The organism is Pseudomonas sp. BF-RE-21 (assembly GCF_019947305.1).
Taxonomy (GTDB): domain Bacteria; phylum Pseudomonadota; class Gammaproteobacteria; order Pseudomonadales; family Pseudomonadaceae; genus Aquipseudomonas; species Aquipseudomonas migulae.
Map to the genome: position 1 here is coordinate 37,188 of NZ_JAGYGF010000036.1, position 22,558 is coordinate 59,745.

Below are 22,558 nucleotides of genomic sequence, written 5' to 3' on the forward strand. Positions count from 1 at the left end.
ATCGCCAGCAAGCCGGCTCCTACAGATTGTGGGGGTGTTCGGGATTGAGGGTTCACGCAAAACCTGTAGGAGCCCGGCTTGCTGGCGATGGCGTCCATGAGATCGCCATCGCCGGCAAGCCGGCTCCTACAGATTGTGGGGTATTCGGGATTGAGGGTTTATGCAAAACCTGTAGGAGCCCGGCTTGCCGGCGATGGCGTCCGTGAAATCGCCATCGCCAGCAAGCCGGCTCCTACAGATCGTGGAGGTGTTCGGGATTGAGGGTTTACGCAAAACCTGTAGGAGCCCGGCTTGCCGGCAATGGCGTCCGTGAGATCGCCATCGCCAGCAAGCCGGACTCCTACAGGTTTTGCGGTTATTCCTCAGCCGGCAAACGCGCGGCGACCGGCGCGCATTTCGGTGTGAAATTCGCCAATCAGGTTTGAAATAGCACGAGCGCTGCTCAGTTGCGCGGGTGACACGCCGGTGATCAGCAGATCAATCCTGCCGGTGGAGCGCTCGAAAACCTTGATCCGTAGCGACCCGTCAGGATTCACCGTGCAGGCGCAGGAAAGCGGTTGAAAACCGGACTCCACAATGCGGCAAAGTTCTGGAACTGAAACCATAAAGGGTGTCTCGGGTGGCGGTTGATCGGATTGACCCTTTGAGAATAGATGGGCCTACCAAGCCTGCTCGGGCGAATACTTGGGACAAATGTTATTTGTGTCTCAATTCGGAAAACTTTAGGTGCCGGTTAAGAGCAAAGCATTCAAGGTGTCAGCATGACAAATTTCAAAAGCTTCATTTTTACCTTCAGGTTCAACAAGCAGGCCATTACCTCACTTACGCTTGAAACGCAGGTCGAAAAAGCTGCCGAGTTTTTGCGTCAGGTGGGTGCAATCAGTCCGCTTCTGGCCAACTGGTATTTGCAAGGGAAAAGCCTGAAAGACTCGCTTTCAACTAACGTCAGTAACAACACTCAAGCGCTGATCGACAAAGTTAAGCGCGCTCATGATCCTGACCTTCCCGACCTGACCGAATTTTCGGTCTGGAATGCCATCCAGGATCCGCTTGAGGGCGGAGTCGCCTTTCATTACAGCGCGCACAACCTCGATTCAGTGTCAGCCATGTCCTTCGAGGACGCTGGTGCTTTGTTGATGAAGCTTGCGCACCCGGAAGAGACATTCACAAAAATTATCAATCTGGCCGTGAATATCTGGCCAGAAATTGACTGGGTCACCGTGGTACCGGCCAACTATTTCAGAAAAGGTCGTGTTTTCAAGGACCGACAGACAATTGGATGGATTGGCTTTTGCCCGCAACCGTTGAAACAGGAAGACTTCCCTCAGGCACACAAACTGGTTCCCGTGCCCGACAGGGGGACCATTATCGTCAGCTGTCCTGAAGTCATGAATGAGCAAAACCTCGACCACTTCGGACAGGTTGGGGATATTGATACCAAACTGGTAGAGCTTGGTTATTTGCCGTTGTTTATGAACTGAATCGTGCACATGTGAACGACAGCGATCATCTGCAGGAGCCGGCTTGCCGGCGAAGGGCCCGTGAGTCTTGCGTTTTGATCACTGCGCATCCGCTCCCCAGATCCAGTTCCAGACCCCCGGCAATTTCACCGGTTGCGCACTGTCGCGAACGGTGCGCGCCATGGCCGCCCGTTGCAGTTCAGCCTGATCATCGTAAAACGGCTTCTGCGCCGTTTTCACGCCGGTCGCCTGCGCACTGTCGAGAAGGATTTGCAGGTATTCGCGGGCATGTCGGGCCGTGTAGCGATTGAGGTCGTGGAAGGTCACCACCACCGGGATCACCCCATCCACCGTCGGCAACTCACCCAATGCGATGCGCTCGCGCACCTCCGACATCTGCCGCAGCATGTTGGCCCGACGCCGGGGGCTGGCGTTGAAACCCCAGATCTTGCCGTCGTTGGCGCTCAGGTCGGTCAGCAACACGTGCATGCCGTGCTTTTGATAAGCGGCGAAAACCCGTTTGTCGTAGTTCCAGAAAGGCGGCCGTACCAGGGTCGGCGGCGCACCGGTGATGGCGGCGATGTCGGCACTGCCTTTGGTCAATGACTGTTCCAGTTCTTCCGGGCTCAGAGAACGGTGATTGGTGTGCCAGTGGGTGGCCGTATGGAAACCGAGAATCTGCCCATCGGCATGCTCGCGGCGCATGACCTCACGGCCGATGTCGCTGTCGCCCGCCCGTGGCGCGCCGGTCTGCACAAAGAACACCGCTTTGAGGTTCGGCTGCACCGGGTTGGTGGCGAGACTGTCGAGGATGGTCATCGTCGGGTTCCAGAAACTCGACGCGCTGGGACCGTCGTCGAACGTCAGCAGAAACCGGATCGGTGCTTGCGCGTGCAGACGCTGTTCGGTTTGCGGTGTCATTTCGATGGGAGCAGCGATGCAACCCACCAGCCCGACGGCAATGGCGAGTGCGCTGAGAATCTTGAACAGCTGTTTCATGTTGTGCCTTGAGCCGGACCGTTAAGCCCGCACAGTTGTGCGGGCGCGGTTTGGATCAGGGTACACAGTGTTTGGTTCCGGTGCTGCCCGGCATTGTCGATTACTGGGTAAACGCCTGCTCGAACGAGTTGTCGATAATCGGCGCGGTCGCCAGCGCTGTCGGCAGTGCTTTGACCTTGAACAGAAAATCCGCCGTGCTTTGCAGGTCCTTAGCAGCCTGTGCATCCACCGGGCCGACGGTCATGTGAGCCTGGCGTAACCAGTGACGCGAGACGTTCTGGTCAAGATTGGCCTTCTTCGCCCACAGATCGGCATATTCGTCGGTGTGATTGTCGACCCAGGCCCGTGCCTTTTTCAGGCGAACCAGGAAGTCGGCGATGGCTTCGCGCTTGCTGTCGATTGACGGCGTCGAAGCGGCGATGGCGCTGAGGCCTGGCATGAGGTTCTTGGCGGTGAGAATCGGTCGCGCGCCGGAGAACAGAATCTGTTGGGAAATGTAGGGTTCCCAGACCGGGAAGGCATCAATGCTGCCCTGGGGCAGCGCGGCGGCGGCATCGATCGGCATCAGCTTGATGAAGTCGACGTAGTCCTCCGGCAGGTCAGCTTGTTGCAAGGCGCGCAGGGTCAATTGCTGGCTCCAGGCGCCGGGCCAGTAGGCAACTTTCTTGCCCTTGAGATCGGCGATGGTCTTGACCGGCGAGTCCTTGGGCACCAGCAAGGCGATGGTGTCCGGGTTCTGCCGCGAGACGCCGATCAGCTTGACCGGCGCCTGCTTTGCAGCGAGGAACAGGAAGCCTGAATCGCCCAGAAAACCCACGTCCAGCGCCCCGGTGTTCAACGCTTCGGCCAGCGGTGCAGCGGCCTGAAAATGCTTCCAGTCAACGGTGTAAGGCGCCCCATCCAGCACCCCCGAAGCCTCCACCGAAGCGCGCACGTTGTAGTAATTCTGATCACCGACATGCAGGACAACGGGCTCAGCGGCGTAGGCCATTGGCGCAGCAAACAACGCACTGGTCAGCAAACTGCGAACGAATCTGGACAGGTTCATCGAGGGCTCCTTGAGAGTGAATGGCATAGACCATAACGCTCTTACAGGACGCTTTTTAAATTCGATTTACGCATAAGCTCATGACTGTCAGTCAACACTGTTCACCCGGCAACAGTGAGCCGACAGACTGTTTTCCCTGCAACACCCTTCTGCTTCATTCCTCGCCTCAACGCCTTGAAAACGCCTGATATCCAAGACATGGCACAGAGCCTGCAATATTCCTTTTACACAGGAAGCATTTATAAAAAATGAATTTTTCGACATAAGAAACCCAACGCCTTGTCCGGAGCCGATCCCATGAAGTCCACCTTCCGCTTTCCCAAAGTCAGGTATCTGCTCAGCGCCTGCGCCCTGGCCTTGAGCCTGCAACCCGTCGCGCAGGCCGCTGAAACACCGCCGGCCGAAGTGCATCTGGATTACGCCTACTACTCGCCAGTGAGTTTGGTGCTTAAACACTTTGGATTTCTGGAAAAAGCCCTGCCGCAGACCAAAGTCAGTTGGGTGCTGAGTCAGGGCAGCAACCGCTCGCTGGAGTACCTCAACAGCGGCGGCGTTGATTTCGCCTCCTCCGCCAGCCTCGCCGCCGTGCTCAGTCGCGCCAATGGCAGCCCGATCAAATCGGTTTACGTCTACAGCCGCGCCGAATGGACCGCATTGGTGGTGCGCAAGGATTCGCCCTACCAGACCGTCGCCGACCTGAAAGGCAAGAAGATCGCCGCCACCAAAGGCACCGACCCGTACCTGTTCACCCTGCGCAGCCTGCAACAGGCCGGTCTGAGCAAGGACGATGTGGAACTGGTGCACTTGCAGCACCCGGATGGCCGCACGGCCCTGGAAAAGGGCGACGTCGACGCCTGGGCCGGCCTCGATCCGCACATGGCCGCGAGCCAGGTCCAGGCCGGTTCGCGCCTGTTGTATCGCAACACCAACTTCAACAGTTATGGCGTAGTCAGCGTTACTGACACTTATGCGAAAGAGCACCCGCAGACCATCGAAACCGTACTGAAGGCGTACGAAAAGGCCCGCGACTGGGCGGTAAAAAACCCTGACGAACTGGCGAAACTGCTCGCTACCGAATCCGGTCTGCCGCTGGAAGTGGCCAGGCTGCAACTGTCCCGCACTGACCTGAGCAGCCCGCAACTGACCGCCAGGGATGTGATCGCCTCCAAGGCCGCCGCGCCGATTCTGGTGTCCGAAGAACTGGTGCGTCGTGGGGTGAATGTCGATCAGGTCATCGATCAGTTGATCGACACCGGCTTCAAGGAAACCGTGGCCCGTCAGTAAATCACCGCCAACGGGGCACAACGAATCCGCGCCAGTCGCGGATTCGTCGTGACCGGAGAATCTCATGACCAGCAAAAGCAAAGACCTGCCCCTCGAACAGCCGACGCCACGTCGTGCCGCTCTTTCCCTGAACAATGCCTGGCGTTTGCGTCTCAAGGGTCTGGCGTTGCCGGTGCTGATCCTCCTGGTGCTGGAATTTGTCGTACGCATCGGCTGGTTGCCGTCCTACCAAATGCCGGCGCCCAGCGAAATCGCCCTGACCTTGAGAGACCTCGCCGAAGGCGCGCTGTGGAAACACATCAGCACCAGCCTGTTGCGCGTGTTGCTCGGTTTCGCCATCGGCGCCGGTCTGGCACTGGTGTTTGCCGCCTGGGTCGGTTTGAGCCGCGAAGCCGAAGCCTGGCTTGAGCCGACCTTCGCCGGCCTGCGTTCGATTCCGAGCCTGGCCTGGGTGCCCCTGTTGTTGCTGTGGCTGGGCATCGACGAAACCTCGAAAATCGTCCTGATTGCCATCGGCGCGTTCTTCCCGGTGTACCTCAACGGCGTCGCGGCGATTCGCGACATCGACCGCAAACTGGTGGAAGTCGGGCAGATGTATGGCTTCGGTCGCACACGGCTGGTCCGGCGGATTCTGCTACCCGCCGCCCTACCCGGCCTGTTTACCGGGTTGCGCAGCGGCATGAGCCTGGCGTGGATGTTTCTGGTGGCCGCCGAACTGATCGCCGCGACCAAAGGGTTGGGTTATCTGCTCAGTGACGGTCGCGAGACCTCCCGCCCGGACATCGTGCTCGCGGCAATCATTGTGCTGGCGCTGCTGGGCAAACTCAGCGATGGAATCCTCGCTGGTCTGGAGAAACGCTTCCTGGCGTGGCGCGACACGTTCAACGGCCAAAGCACAGAGGATTGAGCCATGACCGATTACCTGCTGGACATTCGCGTCCAGCGCAAAACTTTCGCCACCACCACGGTGCTCAGGGATATCCACCTGCAATTGCAGCCCCGGGAAACCGTCAGCCTGCTGGGCCCCAGCGGGTGCGGAAAAAGCACGTTGTTGCGGATCGTTGCCGGTCTGGAAAAGGACTTTCAGGGTGAACTGAATCGCAGCGCCGGTGAGGTTGCGTTCGTGTTTCAGGAACCTCGATTGATGCCCTGGCTGACGGTCGAGCAAAACATCGGCTTCAGCGCCGACAACCGATATGACAAGGCCTGGGTCGCACAACTGATCGATGAAGTGGGTCTCAGCGGGTTCGCTCAAGCGTTACCCAAGGCGCTTTCCGGCGGTATGGCGCAGCGGGTCGCCATTGCTCGCGGCCTCTACTCACGGCCCGATGTGCTGTTGCTCGACGAACCGTTCAGCGCGGTGGACGCCTTCACCCGGATGAAACTGCAAGATCTGTTGCTGCAACTGGCCGAGCGTCACGCCATCGCCCTGCTGCTGGTGACCCACGATGTCGATGAAGCGCTGTACCTCAGCGACCGCGTCCTGGTCATGGACAATCGCCCCAGCAGCATTCGCCAGGAACTGGCGGTGCAACTGCCCCATCCGCGTGATCGGCGCGATCCTCTGCTGGCGCAATTGAAGGCCCTGTCGTTGACCGAACTGCAACGGGCGCACGTCATTTGAATCGCCCAGCGTTCCCCGATCCGTAGGAGCCCGGCTTGCCGGCGAAGGCGTCCGTAAGATCGCCATCGCCAGCAAGCCGGCTCCTACAGGGTTCGCGTGAATCCCCACTCCCGAACATCCTGACGATCCGTAGGAGCCAGGCTTGCCGGCGAAGGCGTCCGTAAGATCGCCATCGCCAGCAAGCCGGCTCCTACAGGGTTCGCGTGAATCCCCAATCCCGAACATCCTGGTGATCCGTAGGAGCCAGGCTTGCCGGCTAAGGCGTCCGTAAGATCGCAATCGCCGGCAAGCCGGCTCCTACAGGGTTCGCGTGAATTCCCAATCCCGAACATCCCCCGATCCGTAGGAGCCCGGCTTGCTGGCGAAGGCGTCCGTAAGATCGCCATCGCCAGCAAGCCGGCTCCTACAGGGTTCGCGTGAATCCCCAATCCCGAACATCCTGACGATCCGTAGGAGCCAGGCTTGCCGGCGAAGGCGTCCGTAAGATCGCCATCGCCAGCAAGCCGGCTCCTACAGGGTTCGCGTGAATTCCCAATCCCGAACATCCCCCGATCCGTAGGAGCCAGGCTTGCCGGCGAAGGCGTCCGTAAGATCGCCATCGCCGGCAAGCCGGGCTCCTACAGGTGAAGCGTCTAAGCTGAAGGTTCCAGTCGGAGGTTTCTTTCGATGTGCGGAAGACTCTCGCAATACCGGGGCATTCATGACTTCGTGGCGGTGCTGAGTATTCCCGACGCGCTGATCAACCATGTCGGCGATGAACCGCTGGCCAGGTACAACGCCGCACCGACGAATCAACTCGCGTTGTTTCATCGGCAAAGCAATGGGCTCCAGGCCGACAAGGTGCGCTGGGGATGGCGGCCGCATTGGGCGAAGGATCGTGCGGCGCCGATCAATGCACGGGTGGAGAAAGTCGCCCACGGTCCGTTCTTTCGCGCAATCTGGCCGCACCGCGCGATTGTGCCGATCGACAACTGGTTCGAATGGGTCGATACGCCGGACTCAACGAGACAGCCATGGCTCATCCGGCGGCAGGACCGCGATCCGATTTTCTGTGCCGCGATTGGCCGGTTTCCCACAGATGGCGAGGAACCGAGAGACGACAACGGTTTCGTGATCATTACCGCGGACAGCGCCGGTGGCATGCTCGACATTCACGACCGGCGGCCGGTGGTGTTGTCGCCGGAACTGGCACGGGAATGGCTCGATCCCGCCACGCCCCCGGAACGCGCCGAACAGATGGCCTTGTTTCAAGGCGAAGGCAGCGAAGTTTTCGAGTGGTACAAGGTTGGCAAGGCTGTAGGCAACGTGAGGAATCAAGACGCGTCGCTGATTGACGAGAGTGCATGAATTTATCAATACCAACAGCCTGACGGCAGCCAATAACTGTTAGTTATGCAGACCAATAACTTAAACGTTACACAGACTGTTTCACCCAAGTAACACTTACTGATAGAGGGCGCTTTGCTGCGTCAACCGCTTGTCCGACAATTTGATCGTCATACATACATTTAGAATAACTACGGATAGCATGCGCGCCGCATTTCCACTGGCATCGCCTGGTTGACCAATAAGTCAACAACTAAGGAAATCCCAACTACAACAAGCCTTGCAGAGAATTAAATGCGCGACGATTTTGCAATCAATCAAGTCGTTGGTCTGGAGTGCGTTTATCTTTCGACGACAGAGCACTATCGGCTGGACTGTTTCATCGAGCAATACATAAAGACCCGTAACCTGCTATCGGTTCCGGGGATTGACGGCACCTTGCGTTCAACGCTCATACACTATCCCGGCAAGCCGCCGGTCATGGTCAACGAAGTGAACGCATGGATCGACAAGACCCTGGGCTATCGGGCCTCACATCCCGACGAATTGCAACTCGACGACGCTTGAAACGACGCGCAGGCCTACGTTTGGCAAAAGAACTGAACGAACCCGTCGTCGCCGCACTCTGAACGGTAGAGGCTCACTGAGCCTCCTCCTTTTTCAGCAGTCCTATTTCTGCATCACACTTTCACCGCAGATCTCTCTGAATTTTTATTCGACGACTAAGCCACTGACCTGGCTGGCTCCACGAGAGATAGATGAGTGAACTCATTCCCTATGCCGTGCATTACTTATTCGACGGTGTGCGACAGCACTTTTTCAAGATGGCTGTGCATTTTTCCGATGTCGAAGCGATTCATTCGGCGTCTGCGCATGCTTACCCTGAATCCGGCCGCAAGATCGCCGAGCACGCCACCCTCGAAGCGGCACGCATCAAAGCCCGACAATTGGGCATTACCCAGATTCGCTGGAACGTGTCGATCTGATTGACCGGCAAAAAAAAGCCCCGCGCATTGGCGGGGCTTTGTTGTATGCGCAGATCGGTCAGGGTGCCTGCTAAAACTTTTTATCAAGTTCTGACAGTTCCTTCCCGTCGTCGGGATGCTTCCAGTCAGGCGTCGAACGTTTCTGCCGCTCGATCTCTTCTTCCGTCGGTTCATCCATGTCTTCATCTTCCGGATCAGGACGCTTTTGTTCAGTTGCCATGCTCACCTCTCTCCCTAAGGGATCAGTCATCAACTTTAAGCGTAGAACAGTTTCGCGCTCCCGGCTCAGAGCCACCAGCGCAGCAAAAAGAAGAACCCCATGCTCAACAACATGCTGAGCAAGGTGTTGCGGGTGTACAGCACCAGCCCCACCGCCACCAGCGAACTGATCAGGTACGGGTTGTCCCATTGCAGGTTCAGCTGTTTATCCGGCATGAACACAATCGGGCCGCAGATGGCGGTCAACATGCCCGGCACCGCAAAGCCGAGGAATTGCCGGGCATTGCTGCTCAGGCGTAGCGGCAGCCGTGGCTCGAGAAATACATAACGGTTGAGGAACACCAGAATCCCCATACCGACAATCACCGCCCAGACCATCATGTGCGTCCACCGTAGAATTTGTTGCAGATGAAGCCCGCCGTCATGCCCGCCAACCCCGACAGCACCAGCGCCGAGCCCCATTGCCAGTAACTGAACAACACCGAGCAAAACAGCGAAACTGCCACGCAGACCACGGTCGGTACGTTGCGCACCACCGGGGTGATCAGGGCAATGAAGGTCGCGGCGATGGAGAAGTCCAGGCCCAGATGTTCCAAACCGGGAATGCTGCTGCCCAGCACGATGCCGGCCAGCGTGAAGAGGTTCCAGGCGATGTAAAACGTCAGGCCGACGCCCAGGGCATACCAGCGGTTGAATTGCTGTTTGTCATGCTGGCTGGTCAAGGCGAACAGCTCATCGGTGAGCAAAAAGCCCAGCCCGGCACGCCAGCGACCGGGCAGCGGCGAAATCACCGAGCGCATGCTCATGCCGTAGAGCAAATGCTGCGACGTCAGCAATAACGTGGTCAGCAGAATCGAAAAGATTCCGGCACCACCCTTGAGCATGCCAATGGCCACCAATTGCGCCGCCCCGGCAAACACGATGCTCGACAACCCCTGGCCTTGCAGCGGCGTGAGGTTGGCTTCGATGGCCATGGAGCCGGCCAGCAATCCCCACGGCGCGGTCGCCAGGGACAATGGCATGATCGCCGCAGCGCCGCGAAGAAAGGCGCTGCGCGGCATGAGTGAGTGAGTCATAACGCTCTACAAACAGGAAAAGACGCCTGACTGTGCCAGCAGTCGCGCCCGATGGCTTGAACAATCTTGCGCACTTGTGCCGATTTTGGTGATTGACAAAATTCCCGCCGACTCTTAAAACTGAGCGCCTCATTCAGGGTGTAAGCAAACATGTCCGCAACCTTCAACCTCAACATTGACGCCATTGGCTTGATTGCCAAGGCGCAAGGTTGCGTTGCGCACGCCCTCAAATCGAAGAAACAGTCGCTCATGTGACCGGGGCGCGCTGTCCCGTCAGATGAGCTGACAGGACATTGAGCGCGACGGGCACCCTCCCCCTGCTTACTTCCTTCTACGCTTCTGACGGTGACGAAATCGGTCAACTTTCAGGAGTAAGTGCATGTCATCGTTTCAAGGTATCTGGGTTCCGCTCGTTACGCCGTTTCAACACGGTGCGATCGATTTCGTCGGGTTGCGCCGGCTCGTCAGCCATTTGCTGGCCAAAGGCGTCGATGGCCTGGTGGTCTGCGGCACTACCGCTGAAGCGGCGGCGCTGAGCAAACATGAACAACTGGCGGTGCTGGATGCCGTGCTTGAATGGGTGCCTGCGGATCAGGTGGTCATGGGGTTGGCCGGCAACAACCTGACCGAACTGCTGCAATTGCAGAGCGAAATCCTCAAGCGGCCACTGGCCGGGTTGCTGGTGCCGCCGCCGTACTACATTCGCCCGTCCCAGGCGGGCCTTGAAGCGTTTTTCAAAACGGTTGCCGATGCGTCGAGTGTGCCGATCATTCTGTACGACATCCCGTATCGCACCGGCATCGCCTTCGAACAGGCAACGTTGCTCAACATTGTGGCCCATGAGCGAATCGTCGCGATCAAGGATTGCGGCGGCAATCAGGCCAACACCCTGGCGCTGCTGACCAGCGGCAAGGTCGACGTGTTGTGCGGCGAAGACAACCAGATGTTCAGCGCCCTGTGCCTCGGCGCCAAAGGGGCGATTGCCGCCTCGGCGCATGTGCATCCGGAGTTGTTCGTGACGCTGTATCAACAGATCCGCGACCAGCGGTTGGCGGAAGGACGGGCGACGTTTTTCCGGTTGCTGCCGCTGATTCAAAGCCTGTTCATTGAACCCAATCCTGCCCCGGTGAAAACCGCACTGGCCCTTGAAGGCTTGATCGACGACGAACTGCGCGCGCCGATGCAACGCAGCAGTGAGGCCATGGTGCTGCGTCTGAAGGCCGTGCTCGCTGGGTTGGGCAGCAAACAATAGATAGAGCGCCGACGCCCCGCCCGAGTACCATGGAGTGATTCGCATCACGCGTGAGGGAGTCGCCATGCTTTACCGGATCGCCGCCGATGGGCTGGTGCTGTTTCACCTGTTGTTCATTCTGTTCGTGCTGTTCGGCGGGCTGCTGGTGCTGAAATGGCGCCACCTGGCCTGGTGGCACCTGCCGGCCGCAACATGGGGGGTTGCGGTCGAAGTGTTCCACCTGGCCTGCCCGCTGACACAGTGGGAAAACCTCATGCGTAGCGCGGCCGGGCAGACCGGCTATGGTGGTGGTTTCATCGAGCATTATGTGTGGCCGGTGATTTACCCGGTCGGGCTGACCCCGAGTATCCAGCTGGGACTCGGCGGCGTGGTGCTGGTGATCAACGTGTTGGTCTACGTTCGGGTGTTCAGGCAGCGAAAGTCACGCCGGACGTCCACCCTTTCAAATACCACACGATCCCTGTAGGAGCCGGCTTGCCGGCGATGGCGGCCTCAAATTCAACGTAGTGTTCGAGGGCCTCATCGCTGGCAAGCCAGCTCCTACAGGGGTTGGGTTGGCCGATAAATTTCAGACAGTCCGCGATTTTGTAGGAGCCGGCTTGCCGGCGATGGCGGCCTCAAATCCAACGTAGCGTTCAAGGGCCCCTTCGCGGGCAAGCCTCGCTCCTACAGGGGGTGGATTGGCCGATAAATTTCAGACAGCCCGCGATTTTGTAGGAGCCGGCTTGCTGGCGATGGCGGCCTCAAATCCAACGTAGCGTTCAAGGGTCCCATCGCTGGCAAGCCAGCTCCTACAGGGGGTGGGATTGGCCGATAAATTTCAAACAGCCCGCGATTTTGTAGGAGCCGGCTTGCTGGCGATGGCGGCTTCAAATTCAACGCAGCGTTCGAGGGCCTCTTCGCGGGCAAGCCTCGCTCCTACAGGGGTTGGGTTGGCCAATAAATTTCAGACAGCCCGCGATTTTGTAGGAGCCGGCTTGCTGGCGATGGCGGCCTCAAATTCAACGTAGTGTTCGAGGGCCTCATCGCTGGCAAGCCAGCTCCTACAGGGGTTGGGGTTGGCCTATACATTTCAGGTGGCCGCGATTTTGTTTTCGTTGCTCCAGACATTCATTTCCAGGCCGTTCGTTCGAGGATTCATAACATGTTGTCGATTGAAGACCTGGCGTTGCTGGAGGCCATTCGGGAAACCGGTAGCCTGTCGCGCGCGGCGGTGCACCTGGGCAAGGCGCCATCGACCGTGTCCTATGCGGCGCGGCAACTGGAAGAGCGTTTCGACGCCTTGCTCTTCGATCGCCGCCGTTACCGCTTGCAGCTCACCCCGGCCGGGGAATTGCTGGTGAACGAGGCGGCGCGGCTGATGCAGGACGTCTCGCGCCTGACCCAACGGGTGCAGCAAGTGGCCAATGGCTGGGAGAGTCGGCTGTGGATCGTCACCGACGAACTGCTGGAGTTCGAAACCCTGATCCCGGTGATTCACGAGTTCGATGCACTGGAATCCGGCGTACCGTTGCGCATCACCCAGGAAGTGCTCAAAGGTGTCTGGGAAGCCCTGCGCGAAGGCCGGGCGGACCTGATCATCGGCGCCACCAACGAACCGCCGGCCATCCCTTCCTTGCGCTGGATGCAGTTGGGGGAAATGGAATGGGTGTTTGCGGTCTCACCGAAGCACCCGCTGGCCAAGGCCAAGGAACCGATCTCACGGGCAACGGTGACGCAACACCGGGCGATTGTCGTAGCCGACTCGTCCAAAGTCACCGAAGGCAGCACTTATGGTGTCTCCGGCGGACAACCCGTGCTCGCCGTGCCGACCATGCGCGCCAAAATCCTCGCCCAGTGCGACGGCCTGGGCGTGGGGTGGCTGCCCAAACATCGGGTCGGCTCGCTACTGAAAAACGGCACGCTGGTCGAAAAACAGATGGCCGACCCGCGCGAGCCGAACATTCTGTATGCCGGCTGGCGTGGCGACCATGACGGTCGCGCCCTGGGTTGGTGGCTGGAAAAACTCAAGCAATCGTACCTGGCGACCCAACTGGTTCAGGGCAGCGGTGGGTTTGTTTGAAGTCAGTTGGCAATAACGCTCATGTTCCTGCCGCTGGCCTTGGCCACGTAAAGCGCCTTGTCCGCAGCGCCCACCAGGTCGTTCGGCTGGGCCTGTGAGGCAGGATCGTAAGCGGCGACGCCGATACTGACCGTCACCATGCCTTCTGCGCCTTCACGGTGGGGAATACCGGCCTGCAACACCGCACGACGGATTTTTTCCGCCACCAGAAACGCCCCCACATAGTCAGTCCCCGGCAGCACCGCCGCAAACTCTTCACCGCCGTAGCGCGCCGCCAGATCCCCGGGCCGCTTGATGTTGTCGGTGATGATCGCGCTGATGTTGCGCAAACATTCGTCGCCGGCCACATGACCGTAGTGGTCGTTGAACAGTTTGAAGTGATCGACATCGATCATCAGCAGCGCGAGGCCGTTCAGGCTGCGCCGGGCGCGGCCCATTTCCGAGTGGATGAACAGGTCGAACTGACGCCGGTTGGACAGCCCCGTCAGCGCGTCTTCCAGGGCCAGCAATTCCAGGCCGCGATTGACCTCGAGCAGTTTGTCCTGAGCGTCCAGCAGTTGGTTCTGAATGCGGTTCTGCTGCTTCATCAGATTGATCAGGCGAAAACCCAGTACACCGACAAAACCCAGCAAAAGCGTAACGATGCCAGCACTGAGCATGGATTCCTCACGCCAGCCAGCCAGGACTTCCTCCTTGTCGAGCGCGGCGAAAACAACCAGCGGATACCCCTCGACCCGGCGAAACCCCACCACCCGCACAACGCCATCCACCATGGATTTGAATGTTGCCGTCCCTGAACTCCCCGAGGGCAACAACTGCTTGAACAGCGGGCTGTTGGCGAGGCTGGTGCCGATATCCGCTTCGTTGAACGGCCGGCGAACGATGATGGTGGCATCGTCGGCGATCAGGTTGATTACGCCGTTGCGGCCCATGTCGATGCTGTCGTACAGGAACAGGAAATGATTGAGATAAATCGTCGCCAGCGCCACACCGGCAAAACTCCCATCGGCATGATTGATCCGGCGCGACACCGTCATGATCCATTCGCCGCTGGAGCGGCTTTTGATCGACGGGCCGATATGAGGCCCACGGTCGGGATGATTGCGATGGAAGATGAAATATTCACGGTCGGCATTGTTGGCATCGGTCAGGGCGGCGCCGTTGGAGTTGGCAATCCAGCGCCCCGTTTCGTCATAGACGAACAGGCCATGCAACTGACTCAACTCACTGCGCTGGGCGCTGAGCAAGCGCTCCAGATGTGGCAGCCCGGCCGGGTCGAAGCCGTCGTTTTCGAGGCGTTCCACCAGCGTAAACAGCAGCGTATCGGCCTGCTTGATCGTCGCCTGCGCTTGCGAGGCCAGGGTCTGCGCAAGGTTGGACATCGCCACTTCCTTGTCATGCAGATGATACTGGCGCGAACTCCACGCTTCCCAGATCACGATGACAATCATGGACAGGCATACTGCAACAAGCAGTACCACCGCGGAGCGTACCTTGATCCTGGCACCGGCCTGTTCGGTGACCAAAGGCACGCTGTGGCGCAATTGTTCAATTCGGTCTTTGACAGACGGGTTACCCATGACGCTCCCTGAATCCTGATGAATGGCGACTGATCCCGTTCGCCTTTTTATTATCAATGTGCCTTGGTCCTGTACCGGTTAGCGTGGCGTCTGTTTCACGGCCTCAAGCCACGCGGGGTTCAATTGCGTCTGTTCGGTCTCGATGCCCAGCGCTTCCATTCGTGCCTTGTGCAGATCCATTTCACGTATCAATTGGCTGTGATCACTGGAGTTAGCGTCCAGTTGGTGCATCTGGCTCAGCCCCAGGTGATAAAAACGCAGCAGCTTCATGGCACTCGGATCACCCGCGTCCACCGCCGCCGTCACCTGGTGCATGACGTTGGTGATGCTCATCAGGCTGCGTTTGAGCTGCCAGCCGTAGACCGCCGGCGCCATCCACTCCTGGGTCCAGAATTTGCCGCGCATCAGCGCCGCCATCAACAGCACCGCGACAAACACGCCGCCCACGTTGAAGCGTAGATTGTCGCCCCCCGGTTCGCCGAACATCGCCACCGCCGCGGTGGACAAAACCATCGCCAGGGCGAGGAAAACCAGGGCGATGATGATCGTGCTGCGGCGCGTCTGGCTTCGATAGATTTCTGGGTTCTGCGGCTGGATTTCAAACATCGCGACGGGATTCCTCAGGCGGCGTGAGCAAAAAGACTGCGGGGCATTATCGCCTCTGCGAGGGATTTAGCTATGCTGGGGCTCCTTTTCATCTTTTCATCGTCAAAGGGGAACATGGCGATACTGCGCAGTTCGTGCCATCTTCTTTCGTGGATACATACTATTCGGATGTCATGCGTCCTCGACGGGTGACATCGTTTTAAGGATCATTGAATGTCCCAACGACAAGTAATCAACGCTTCGGTCAGCCCCAAAGGTAGCCTGGAAACCCTCTCTCAACGTGAAGTACAGCAACTGAGCGAAGCCGGATCCGGCAGCACCTATACCCTCTTCCGCCAGTGCGCCCTGGCCATTCTGAATACCGGCGCCCATGTCGATAACGCCAAGACCATTCTCGAAGCCTACAAGGACTTCGAAATCCGTATTCACCAGCAGGACCGCGGTGTACGCCTGGAGCTGCTGAACGCCCCGGCCGACGCATTCGTCGATGGCGAAATGATCGCCAGTACCCGGGAAATGCTGTTCAGCGCCCTGCGCGACATCGTCTACACCGAAAACGAACTCGACAGCCAGCGCATCGACCTGAGCAATTCCCAGGGCATCAGCGACTATGTGTTCCACCTGCTGCGCAACGCCCGCACCCTGCGCCCCGGCGTCGAGCCCAAGATCGTAGTGTGCTGGGGTGGCCACTCGATCAACACCGAAGAATACAAATACACCAAGAAAGTCGGCCACGAACTGGGCCTGCGCAGCCTCGACATCTGCACCGGTTGCGGCCCCGGCGTAATGAAAGGCCCGATGAAAGGCGCGACCATCGCCCATGCCAAACAACGCATTCACGGTGGCCGTTACCTCGGTTTGACCGAACCCGGCATCATCGCTGCCGAAGCGCCGAACCCGATCGTCAATGAGCTGGTGATTCTGCCGGACATCGAGAAACGCCTGGAAGCGTTCGTGCGTGTCGGCCATGGCATCATCATTTTCCCCGGCGGCGCGGGCACGGCTGAAGAGTTCCTGTACCTGCTCGGCATCCTGATGCACCCGGACAACAAGGGCCTGCCCTTCCCGGTCATCCTCACCGGGCCGAAACACGCGGCGCCGTATCTGGAACAACTGGACGCGTTCGTCGGCGCCACCCTGGGTGACGCGGCGAAGCAGCATTACGAGATCATCATCGACGACCCGGCTGAAGTCGCGCGGCAGATGACTGCTGGCCTCAAAGCGGTGAAACAGTTCCGCCGCGAGCGCAACGACGCGTTCCATTTCAACTGGCTGCTGAAGATCGACGAGGGCTTCCAGCGCCCGTTCGACCCGACCCACGAAAACATGGCCAACCTGAAACTGAGCCGCAGCCTGCCGGCCCACGAACTGGCCGCCAACCTGCGTCGCGCGTTCTCCGGCATCGTCGCCGGCAACGTCAAGGACAAGGGGATCCGCCTGATCGAAGAACACGGGCCGTACCAGATCCGTGGCGATGCGGCGGTGATGCAGCCGCTGGATCAGTTGCTCAAGGCGTTCGTGGCCCAGCACCGGATGAAACTGCCGGGCGGCGCGGCATATGTGCCGTGTTATCGCGTGGTTGCATAACCAAACCCTGTAGGAGCCAGCTTGCTGGCGATGAGGCCCTCGAACCGTGCATCGTTCATCCGGCCACCATCGCCGGCAAGCCGGCTCCTACAGTTCCGCGTCGTGTGAAAAACTACCGACACCCACAACTCCTGTAGGAGCCAGCTTGCTGGCGATCAGGCCCTCGAGCCGTGCATCGCTCATCCGGGCGCCATCGCCGGCAAGCCGGCTCCTACAGTTTGGCGTCCTGTGAAAGACTACCGACACCCACGATTCCTGTAGGAGCCGGCTTGCTGGCGATGAGGCCCTCGAACCGTGCATCGTTCATTCGGCCGCCATCGCCGGCAAGCCGGCTCCTACAGTTTGGTGTCGTGTGAAAGGCTACGGGCATCCACGATTCCTGTAGGAGCCAGCTTGCTGGCGATGAGGCCCTCGAACCGTGCATCGTTCATCCGGCCGCCATCGCCGGCAAGCCGGCTCCTACAGTTTGGTGTCGTATGAAAATCTACCAACACCCACGATTCCCGTAGGAGCCAGCTTGCTGGCGATCAGGCCCTCGAGCCGTGCATCGCTCATCCGGGCGCCATCGCCGGCAAGCCGGCTCCTACAGTTTGGTGTCGTGTGAAAAACTACCGACACCCACAATTCCCGTAGGAGCCGGCTTGCTGGCGATGAGGCCCTCGAACCGTGCATCGTTCATCCGGCCGCCATCGCCGGCAAGCCGGCTCCTACAGTTTGGTGTCGTATGAAAATCTACCGACACCCACGATTCCTGTAGGAGCCAGCTTGCTGGCGATGAGGCCCTCGAGCCGTGCATCGCTCATCCGGGCGCCATCGCCGGCAAGCCGGCTCCTACAGTTTGGTTTCGTGTGAAAAACTACCGACACCCACGATTCCCGTAGGAGCCGGCTTGCTGGCGATGGGGCCCTAAAGCCTTGCGCAGCGCATCAAACTACAGGTTATCCGCGTCGATCACAGCCTTGGCAAAGGCCTGCGGATCTTCCTGCGGCAAGTTGTGGCCGATGCCGCCGCTGATGAGGCGGTATTCGTATTTGCCGGTAAAACGCTTGGCGTAATCCTCGGCGGCCGGATGCGGCGCGCCGTTGGCATCGCCTTCCATGGTGATGGTCGGCACCGTAATCACCGGGGCCTTGGCCAGTTGCTGTTCCAGCGCTTCATACTGGGGTTCGCCCTGCACCATGCCCAACCGCCAGCGATAGTTGAAAATCGTGATAGCGACGTGATCCGGGTTGTCCAGGGCCGCCGCGCTGCGGTCGAACGTTGCGTCGCCGAAGCGCCATTTTGGCGATGCCAGCTCCCAGATCAACTTGGCGAAGTCGTGACGATTCTTTTCGTAGCCAGCCTGGCCGCGCTCGGTTGCGAAATAGAACTGGTACCACCATTGCAACTCGGCTTTGGGCGGCAACGGGTTCTTGCCCGCAGCCTGATTGCCGATCAGATAGCCGCTGACGGCGACCAGCGCCTCGACCCGCTCCGGCCAAAGTGCGGCCACGATGTCCGCCGAGCGCGCGCCCCAGTCGTAGCCACCCAGCACCGCTTTCTTGATCTTCAGTGCATCCATGAAGTCGATGACATCACTGGCCAACGCCGCAGGCTGGCCGTTGCGAACAGTCTTTTCGGACAGGAAATGCGTGTCACCGTAGCCCCGTGCGTACGGGATCAACACCCGGTAACCCTTGGCTGCCAACAACGGCGCCACTTCGCTGTAGCTGTGAATGTCGTACGGCCAGCCGTGCAGAAGAATCACCACCGGCCCATCGGCGGGGCCGACTTCGGCGTACGCCACACTCAGTAACCCGGCATTGACATGCTTGAGCGGGCCGAACGTGTCCGCCTTGAGGGTCGCTGCACTCGCCACCACGGGCTCGGCAGTCGCGGCTTGCGCACTGGCAGCCCCGAGAGCACCGAGCTGCATCAGCGCGAACGCGAGGACCGAGGGGCCAAGGAAACGGCGACGACGCGAGGCGGAAGTACTGCTCAACACATTGATCTTCATGGTGATATCCCTGCAAGTCATTGATCGGGTGTTTGGACGACATGAATCAGCCATCGCGGGGCGCTGAGCAAACGGTGCGTTGCTCGACATCGACTGCGATGAGCGTAGTGGAAAGATCAGCCGCCCTGATTCGCGCAGTCTGCGAATTTGCTGTACCCGGCGACTTTCTGTGCGCCATTGGAATCGAGGTAGGTCAGGCGGGCATCGACAATGCCGCAGGTGCCGCCGCCGTTGTCGACGATGGAAACAACCTTTTTGATATCCAGGTGCGTGCCGTACGCAGTGGTTTGCGCCGGCGCTTGAACATCGGCATGGGCCGAAAATGCGGCAACGTTCAGGACTGCGAAGAAGCTGGCGGCAATCAGTTTGTTCCAGTTCATGGTGAATTCCTCAGGGTTGCAATGGGCAATGGTTGCGAGGCAAACCGTGTTGTCTCGATGGAGCCCATTTAATCGACCCGAGGTATCTGCCATGTGTCTTAGAACCCGCGGAATTGAGGCGTAAGGTGTCAAACAGGGCAGCGGATACACTGTGATACAAAGCCTGTGGGCAGGTGCACCGTGGCTGCCTAGAATGCGCAACGTGCGAATAACAAGAGGGTTGAGCAATGGAACATGTAAACCACATCCTGATCGTCGACGACGACCGGGAAATTCGCGAGCTGGTCGGCAATTACCTGAAGAAGAACGGCCTGCGCACCACGGTGGTTGCCGACGGCCGGCAGATGCGCAGTTTTCTGGAAGCCAATCAGGTGGACCTGATCGTGCTGGACATCATGATGCCCGGCGATGACGGCCTGGTGCTGTGCCGCGAGTTGCGCTCGGGTAAACATAAAGCGACGCCGATCCTGATGCTCACCGCACGCAACGACGAAACCGATCGCATCCTCGGCCTGGAAATGGGCGCCGACGACTACCTGACCAAACCCTTCGCCGCCCGCGAGTTGCTGGCACGGATCAACGCCGTATTGCGCCGTACGCGAATGCTGCCGCCCAACCTGCTGATCACCGAAAGTGGCCGACTGTTGGGTTTCGGCCGCTGGCGCCTCGACACGACTGCCCGCCATCTACTCGACGAAGACAACACGATGGTCGCCCTCAGTGGTGCCGAGTACCGCTTGTTGCGCGTATTCCTCGATCACCCGCAACGGGTACTCAGCCGCGACCAGTTGCTCAACCTGACCCAGGGACGCGATGCCGACCTGTTCGATCGTTCAATCGATTTGCTGGTGAGCCGTTTGCGCCAACGCTTGATGGATGACTCACGCGAGTCGACCTACATCAAGACCGTGCGCAGCGAAGGCTATGTGTTCTCCTACCCGGTGGAAATGCTCGGCGCAGAATCATGAAGCGTGCCTGGCGCTGAACACGACCGCCCTTCACATCCGAAGGGTTTTGTATCAGTCTGTATAAGAACCCGCTGCAGATACGCAGACAGCGATTTCGCCGGGTTCGAGCACACATCACCGATACACCCGGGCGTTTAACTGTGATCACCGGATAGCAGCAGCTACCGACCCACTCAAACTAAACGCACGGAGAATCACCATGATCAATTTCTCGAAAGTTTCTTCCCTGGCACTCGGTCTGGCACTGGTCGGTGGTCTCGGCCTGTCAAATCTGGCGTCGGCCAGCACCGTGAGCGCGGTGTCCCACGGTCAGATCCAGCAACTGCTGGTGGAAGGTGGCTCGGACCGACTGCAACAGAACCGCGTGGCAGAAGGCGGTGCCGATCGTTTGCAAGAGCTGCGTGAACGTGTCGCCGAAGGTGGCGCCGATCGTTTGCAAGAGCTGCGTGAACGTGTTGCTGAAGGGGGTGCCGATCGCCTGCAAGAGCTGCGTGAGCGTGTCGCCCTGATCAGCCCGGACAACGCCGTACGCGGCGGTGTGATCGTGGCGGAAAACCGCGCAGAGTTCGGTTCGAAATATCAGCGGTATTGATCGCGATCTACATCGCAACAAAGATCCCCTGTGGGAGTGATACCCATAAATCCTCAGGTCTGACGCAAAAGCCCGCTCAATTGCGCGGGACAGTGACTGCACGCTCGTACTAAGCTTTGCGCCACATTCGATCAAGGACGATTCATGAAGCGCATCGCCGTTTGCCTGCTGTCTCTTTTGACGTTCACTGCGGTCGCGGCAGACCTGAACATGCTGACTGACAACCACCCGCCCCTGCATTTCCAGCAGGGTAATCAGCTGGTGGGGTTTGGCGTGGATGTGGTGCAGGCACTGGCCGACATGGCTGGCGACCAGGTGCACTTTCAGCAAGTCCCGCTACTGCGCGCCTTGCACGTGGCCAGCACCGAGCCCGCCACGGGGGTGTTCACCGTGTTGCGCACTGCCGAACGTGATGGCCAGTATCAGTGGGTCGGTCCGCTGATGGAGGTGGAAACCGCTCTGTATTCCACTGAAAGCACCCGGCAGCCGGTGCGCAGTCTGCTGGAGGCCGGTCATCAGGGCCGCATTGCCGTTCCGCGAAAATGGCTGGTCTACAGCTACTTGCAGAAGCAGGATGTGAACAATCTGTACGGCGTGGAAACCCCCGAACAAATGATGCGTCTGGCCCGCCTGGGTCGAGCGGAGTTTGTGGTGGCCGACACCCTTTCCGTCGCCACCATGGCCCGTGAAGAAGGAGTGCCACCCGAGCAGTTGCACTACCAGATACCGCTGATGAAGGAAGCCACGTATATCGCTTTTTCGCCGTTGACCGACCCGCGTCAGATTGCGCGCTGGCAACAGGCGCTGGACACGATGCGCCAGGACGGGCGCCTGGAACAGCTCAAGCAGCGCTGGCTGGCAGACCGTACACCACGCTGACGGCGTGGATCAACGTTCTCGATAAAGACTATGCGTGAGGGTGTTTTTTCATCGTGATGCTCCAGGACTACTGTGGGCCCATCTTCTTCCCACAGTTCTGGAGCAACATCATGAAAAGCATTATCGGTCTTGGTTTCGTCCTTTCGGTTCTTGGTGCTACATCGGCCATCGCGGCGCCTCACGCTTCTTTGCCGGTGGTGGCGGCGGCGAAGGTCAGTCAGCCGGCTACGTTGAATGTGAATACGGTTGGTGTTGATCGTAAAGACACTCAGGCGAGTACGTTGTATGTCGCTGAAAACCGTCCTGAGTTTGGGTCCAAGTATCAGCGTTATTGATTGGCTGGTTTGTGCGGCTTTGAATAGGAAACCCCGGGAGGATTTGGTCTTTTCGGGGTTTCTTTGTTTGGGGGCATATCCGTTTTTTTTGTGATGGCTGGTATTGGTTTCGCCCTTACGGCGAGTCACTTGGAAGAGCCCCAAGTAACCAAGGGCTCTTGCCCCTTTCGTTCGGTGCCTCGCTGTGGCTCGGCATGCCCTCGCTCCGGTCCTGCTCCGTGGGCCCGCCGCCATCGGCCATCCCTGGCCGGGGGCGGCTAACCCGGCATCCATGCCGGGTTGCCCACTACGCAGAACCT

General features: G+C 59.2%; 25 protein-coding genes. 15 read left to right on the top strand and 10 right to left on the bottom strand.

Features of this window, described 5'->3' with window-relative positions; translation table 11 throughout:
• Positions 1-362: 362 nt before the first annotated feature.
• Entirely contained in the window at positions 363-605 is a 243-nt protein-coding gene (locus KGB25_RS20775; RefSeq protein ID WP_008043245.1) for a DUF1652 domain-containing protein, read from the bottom strand.
• A gap of 156 nt (positions 606-761) precedes the next feature.
• Here KGB25_RS20775 and KGB25_RS20780 point away from each other — a divergent pair, with 156 nt between their 5' ends.
• On the top strand, positions 762-1,481 hold the full coding sequence (locus KGB25_RS20780) for an Imm52 family immunity protein (protein ID WP_008043243.1): 720 nt from the start codon (positions 762-764) through the stop codon (positions 1,479-1,481).
• Between the two features lie 78 nt (positions 1,482-1,559).
• Here KGB25_RS20780 and KGB25_RS20785 read toward each other — a convergent pair whose 3' ends face one another.
• Together KGB25_RS20785 and KGB25_RS20790 are read right to left on the bottom strand one after the other, a co-directional pair.
• Positions 1,560-2,459, bottom strand: coding sequence for a polysaccharide deacetylase family protein (locus KGB25_RS20785; protein WP_223436488.1), 900 nt, complete (start codon positions 2,457-2,459; stop codon positions 1,560-1,562).
• A gap of 100 nt (positions 2,460-2,559) precedes the next feature.
• Positions 2,560-3,450: an ABC transporter substrate-binding protein gene (locus tag KGB25_RS20790; RefSeq protein ID WP_404943260.1), complete on the bottom strand. Its 891-nt coding sequence runs from the start codon at positions 3,448-3,450 to the stop codon at positions 2,560-2,562.
• 354 nt (positions 3,451-3,804) lie between these two features.
• Between KGB25_RS20790 and KGB25_RS20795 the strand changes: the two genes are divergently transcribed.
• From KGB25_RS20795 to KGB25_RS20820, 6 genes are all read left to right on the top strand, one after another.
• Complete coding sequence (locus KGB25_RS20795) at positions 3,805-4,791, top strand: aliphatic sulfonate ABC transporter substrate-binding protein (RefSeq protein WP_223436490.1); 987 nt, start codon at positions 3,805-3,807, stop codon at positions 4,789-4,791.
• A gap of 64 nt (positions 4,792-4,855) precedes the next feature.
• A complete protein-coding gene (locus KGB25_RS20800) occupies positions 4,856-5,698 on the top strand; it encodes an ABC transporter permease (RefSeq protein ID WP_223436492.1) in 843 nt (280 codons plus the stop codon).
• Positions 5,699-5,701: 3 nt separating this feature from the next.
• Positions 5,702-6,415 (top strand): ABC transporter ATP-binding protein, encoded by a 714-nt coding sequence (locus KGB25_RS20805; RefSeq protein ID WP_223436494.1) that lies wholly within the window; start codon positions 5,702-5,704, stop codon positions 6,413-6,415.
• 666 nt (positions 6,416-7,081) lie between these two features.
• Complete coding sequence (locus KGB25_RS20810) at positions 7,082-7,762, top strand: SOS response-associated peptidase (protein ID WP_223436496.1); 681 nt, start codon at positions 7,082-7,084, stop codon at positions 7,760-7,762.
• A gap of 273 nt (positions 7,763-8,035) precedes the next feature.
• A complete protein-coding gene (locus KGB25_RS20815) occupies positions 8,036-8,308 on the top strand; it encodes a hypothetical protein (protein ID WP_008043235.1) in 273 nt (90 codons plus the stop codon).
• A gap of 191 nt (positions 8,309-8,499) precedes the next feature.
• The gene (locus KGB25_RS20820; RefSeq protein WP_223436498.1) at positions 8,500-8,727 is read left to right on the top strand and encodes a DUF6555 family protein; all 228 of its coding nucleotides are present in this window, start codon (positions 8,500-8,502) and stop codon (positions 8,725-8,727) included.
• Between the two features lie 70 nt (positions 8,728-8,797).
• Here the strand turns inward: KGB25_RS20820 and KGB25_RS20825 are convergent, their stop codons facing one another.
• The 3 genes from KGB25_RS20825 to KGB25_RS20835 all read right to left on the bottom strand — a co-directional run bounded on the left by KGB25_RS20825 (position 8,798) and on the right by KGB25_RS20835 (position 10,022).
• Positions 8,798-8,947: a hypothetical protein gene (locus tag KGB25_RS20825; RefSeq protein ID WP_223436500.1), complete on the bottom strand. Its 150-nt coding sequence runs from the start codon at positions 8,945-8,947 to the stop codon at positions 8,798-8,800.
• 65 nt (positions 8,948-9,012) lie between these two features.
• A complete protein-coding gene (locus KGB25_RS20830; RefSeq protein WP_167362959.1) occupies positions 9,013-9,324 on the bottom strand; it encodes an AzlD domain-containing protein in 312 nt (103 codons plus the stop codon).
• On the bottom strand, positions 9,324-10,022 hold the full coding sequence (locus KGB25_RS20835; protein ID WP_032828797.1) for an AzlC family ABC transporter permease: 699 nt from the start codon (positions 10,020-10,022) through the stop codon (positions 9,324-9,326). Before KGB25_RS20835 ends, KGB25_RS20830 begins: the two co-directional genes overlap by 1 nt.
• Positions 10,023-10,401: 379 nt before the next feature.
• Between KGB25_RS20835 and dapA the strand changes: the two genes are divergently transcribed.
• The 3 genes from dapA to KGB25_RS20850 all read left to right on the top strand — a co-directional run bounded on the left by dapA (position 10,402) and on the right by KGB25_RS20850 (position 13,336).
• On the top strand, positions 10,402-11,274 hold the full coding sequence (gene dapA, locus KGB25_RS20840; RefSeq protein WP_223436502.1) for a 4-hydroxy-tetrahydrodipicolinate synthase: 873 nt from the start codon (positions 10,402-10,404) through the stop codon (positions 11,272-11,274).
• Between the two features lie 64 nt (positions 11,275-11,338).
• Entirely contained in the window at positions 11,339-11,740 is a 402-nt protein-coding gene (locus KGB25_RS20845) for a DUF2784 domain-containing protein (protein WP_223436503.1), read from the top strand.
• Between the two features lie 678 nt (positions 11,741-12,418).
• Complete coding sequence (locus KGB25_RS20850; RefSeq protein WP_223436505.1) at positions 12,419-13,336, top strand: LysR family transcriptional regulator; 918 nt, start codon at positions 12,419-12,421, stop codon at positions 13,334-13,336.
• Between the two features lie 2 nt (positions 13,337-13,338).
• On the opposite strand, the gene KGB25_RS20855 is transcribed toward KGB25_RS20850, so the two are convergent.
• Both KGB25_RS20855 and KGB25_RS20860 read right to left on the bottom strand, forming a co-directional pair.
• The gene (locus KGB25_RS20855) at positions 13,339-14,916 is read right to left on the bottom strand and encodes a sensor domain-containing diguanylate cyclase (protein WP_223436507.1); all 1,578 of its coding nucleotides are present in this window, start codon (positions 14,914-14,916) and stop codon (positions 13,339-13,341) included.
• A 78-nt stretch (positions 14,917-14,994) separates the two neighbouring features.
• Positions 14,995-15,522, bottom strand: a complete 528-nt coding sequence (locus tag KGB25_RS20860; protein WP_223436509.1) for a DUF3087 domain-containing protein — start codon at positions 15,520-15,522, stop codon at positions 14,995-14,997.
• Positions 15,523-15,735: 213 nt separating this feature from the next.
• Between KGB25_RS20860 and ppnN the strand changes: the two genes are divergently transcribed.
• On the top strand, positions 15,736-17,109 hold the full coding sequence (ppnN, locus tag KGB25_RS20865) for a nucleotide 5'-monophosphate nucleosidase PpnN (RefSeq protein WP_008034560.1): 1,374 nt from the start codon (positions 15,736-15,738) through the stop codon (positions 17,107-17,109).
• A 931-nt stretch (positions 17,110-18,040) separates the two neighbouring features.
• Here ppnN and KGB25_RS20870 read toward each other — a convergent pair.
• Both KGB25_RS20870 and KGB25_RS20875 read right to left on the bottom strand, forming a co-directional pair.
• Positions 18,041-19,105, bottom strand: a complete 1,065-nt coding sequence (locus tag KGB25_RS20870) for an alpha/beta fold hydrolase (protein ID WP_223436510.1) — start codon at positions 19,103-19,105, stop codon at positions 18,041-18,043.
• A 116-nt stretch (positions 19,106-19,221) separates the two neighbouring features.
• The gene (locus KGB25_RS20875) at positions 19,222-19,485 is read right to left on the bottom strand and encodes a DUF2790 domain-containing protein (protein ID WP_223436512.1); all 264 of its coding nucleotides are present in this window, start codon (positions 19,483-19,485) and stop codon (positions 19,222-19,224) included.
• Positions 19,486-19,712: 227 nt separating this feature from the next.
• Between KGB25_RS20875 and KGB25_RS20880 the strand changes: the two genes are divergently transcribed.
• The 4 genes from KGB25_RS20880 to KGB25_RS20895 all read left to right on the top strand — a co-directional run bounded on the left by KGB25_RS20880 (position 19,713) and on the right by KGB25_RS20895 (position 22,259).
• Positions 19,713-20,453 (top strand): response regulator, encoded by a 741-nt coding sequence (locus KGB25_RS20880; protein WP_008033593.1) that lies wholly within the window; start codon positions 19,713-19,715, stop codon positions 20,451-20,453.
• 199 nt (positions 20,454-20,652) lie between these two features.
• Positions 20,653-21,045, top strand: a complete 393-nt coding sequence (locus KGB25_RS20885; RefSeq protein ID WP_008043215.1) for a hypothetical protein — start codon at positions 20,653-20,655, stop codon at positions 21,043-21,045.
• A 144-nt stretch (positions 21,046-21,189) separates the two neighbouring features.
• Positions 21,190-21,924, top strand: a complete 735-nt coding sequence (locus KGB25_RS20890) for a substrate-binding periplasmic protein (RefSeq protein WP_223415804.1) — start codon at positions 21,190-21,192, stop codon at positions 21,922-21,924.
• A 110-nt stretch (positions 21,925-22,034) separates the two neighbouring features.
• The gene (locus tag KGB25_RS20895; protein WP_192229222.1) at positions 22,035-22,259 is read left to right on the top strand and encodes a hypothetical protein; all 225 of its coding nucleotides are present in this window, start codon (positions 22,035-22,037) and stop codon (positions 22,257-22,259) included.
• Positions 22,260-22,558: the final 299 nt, after the last annotated feature.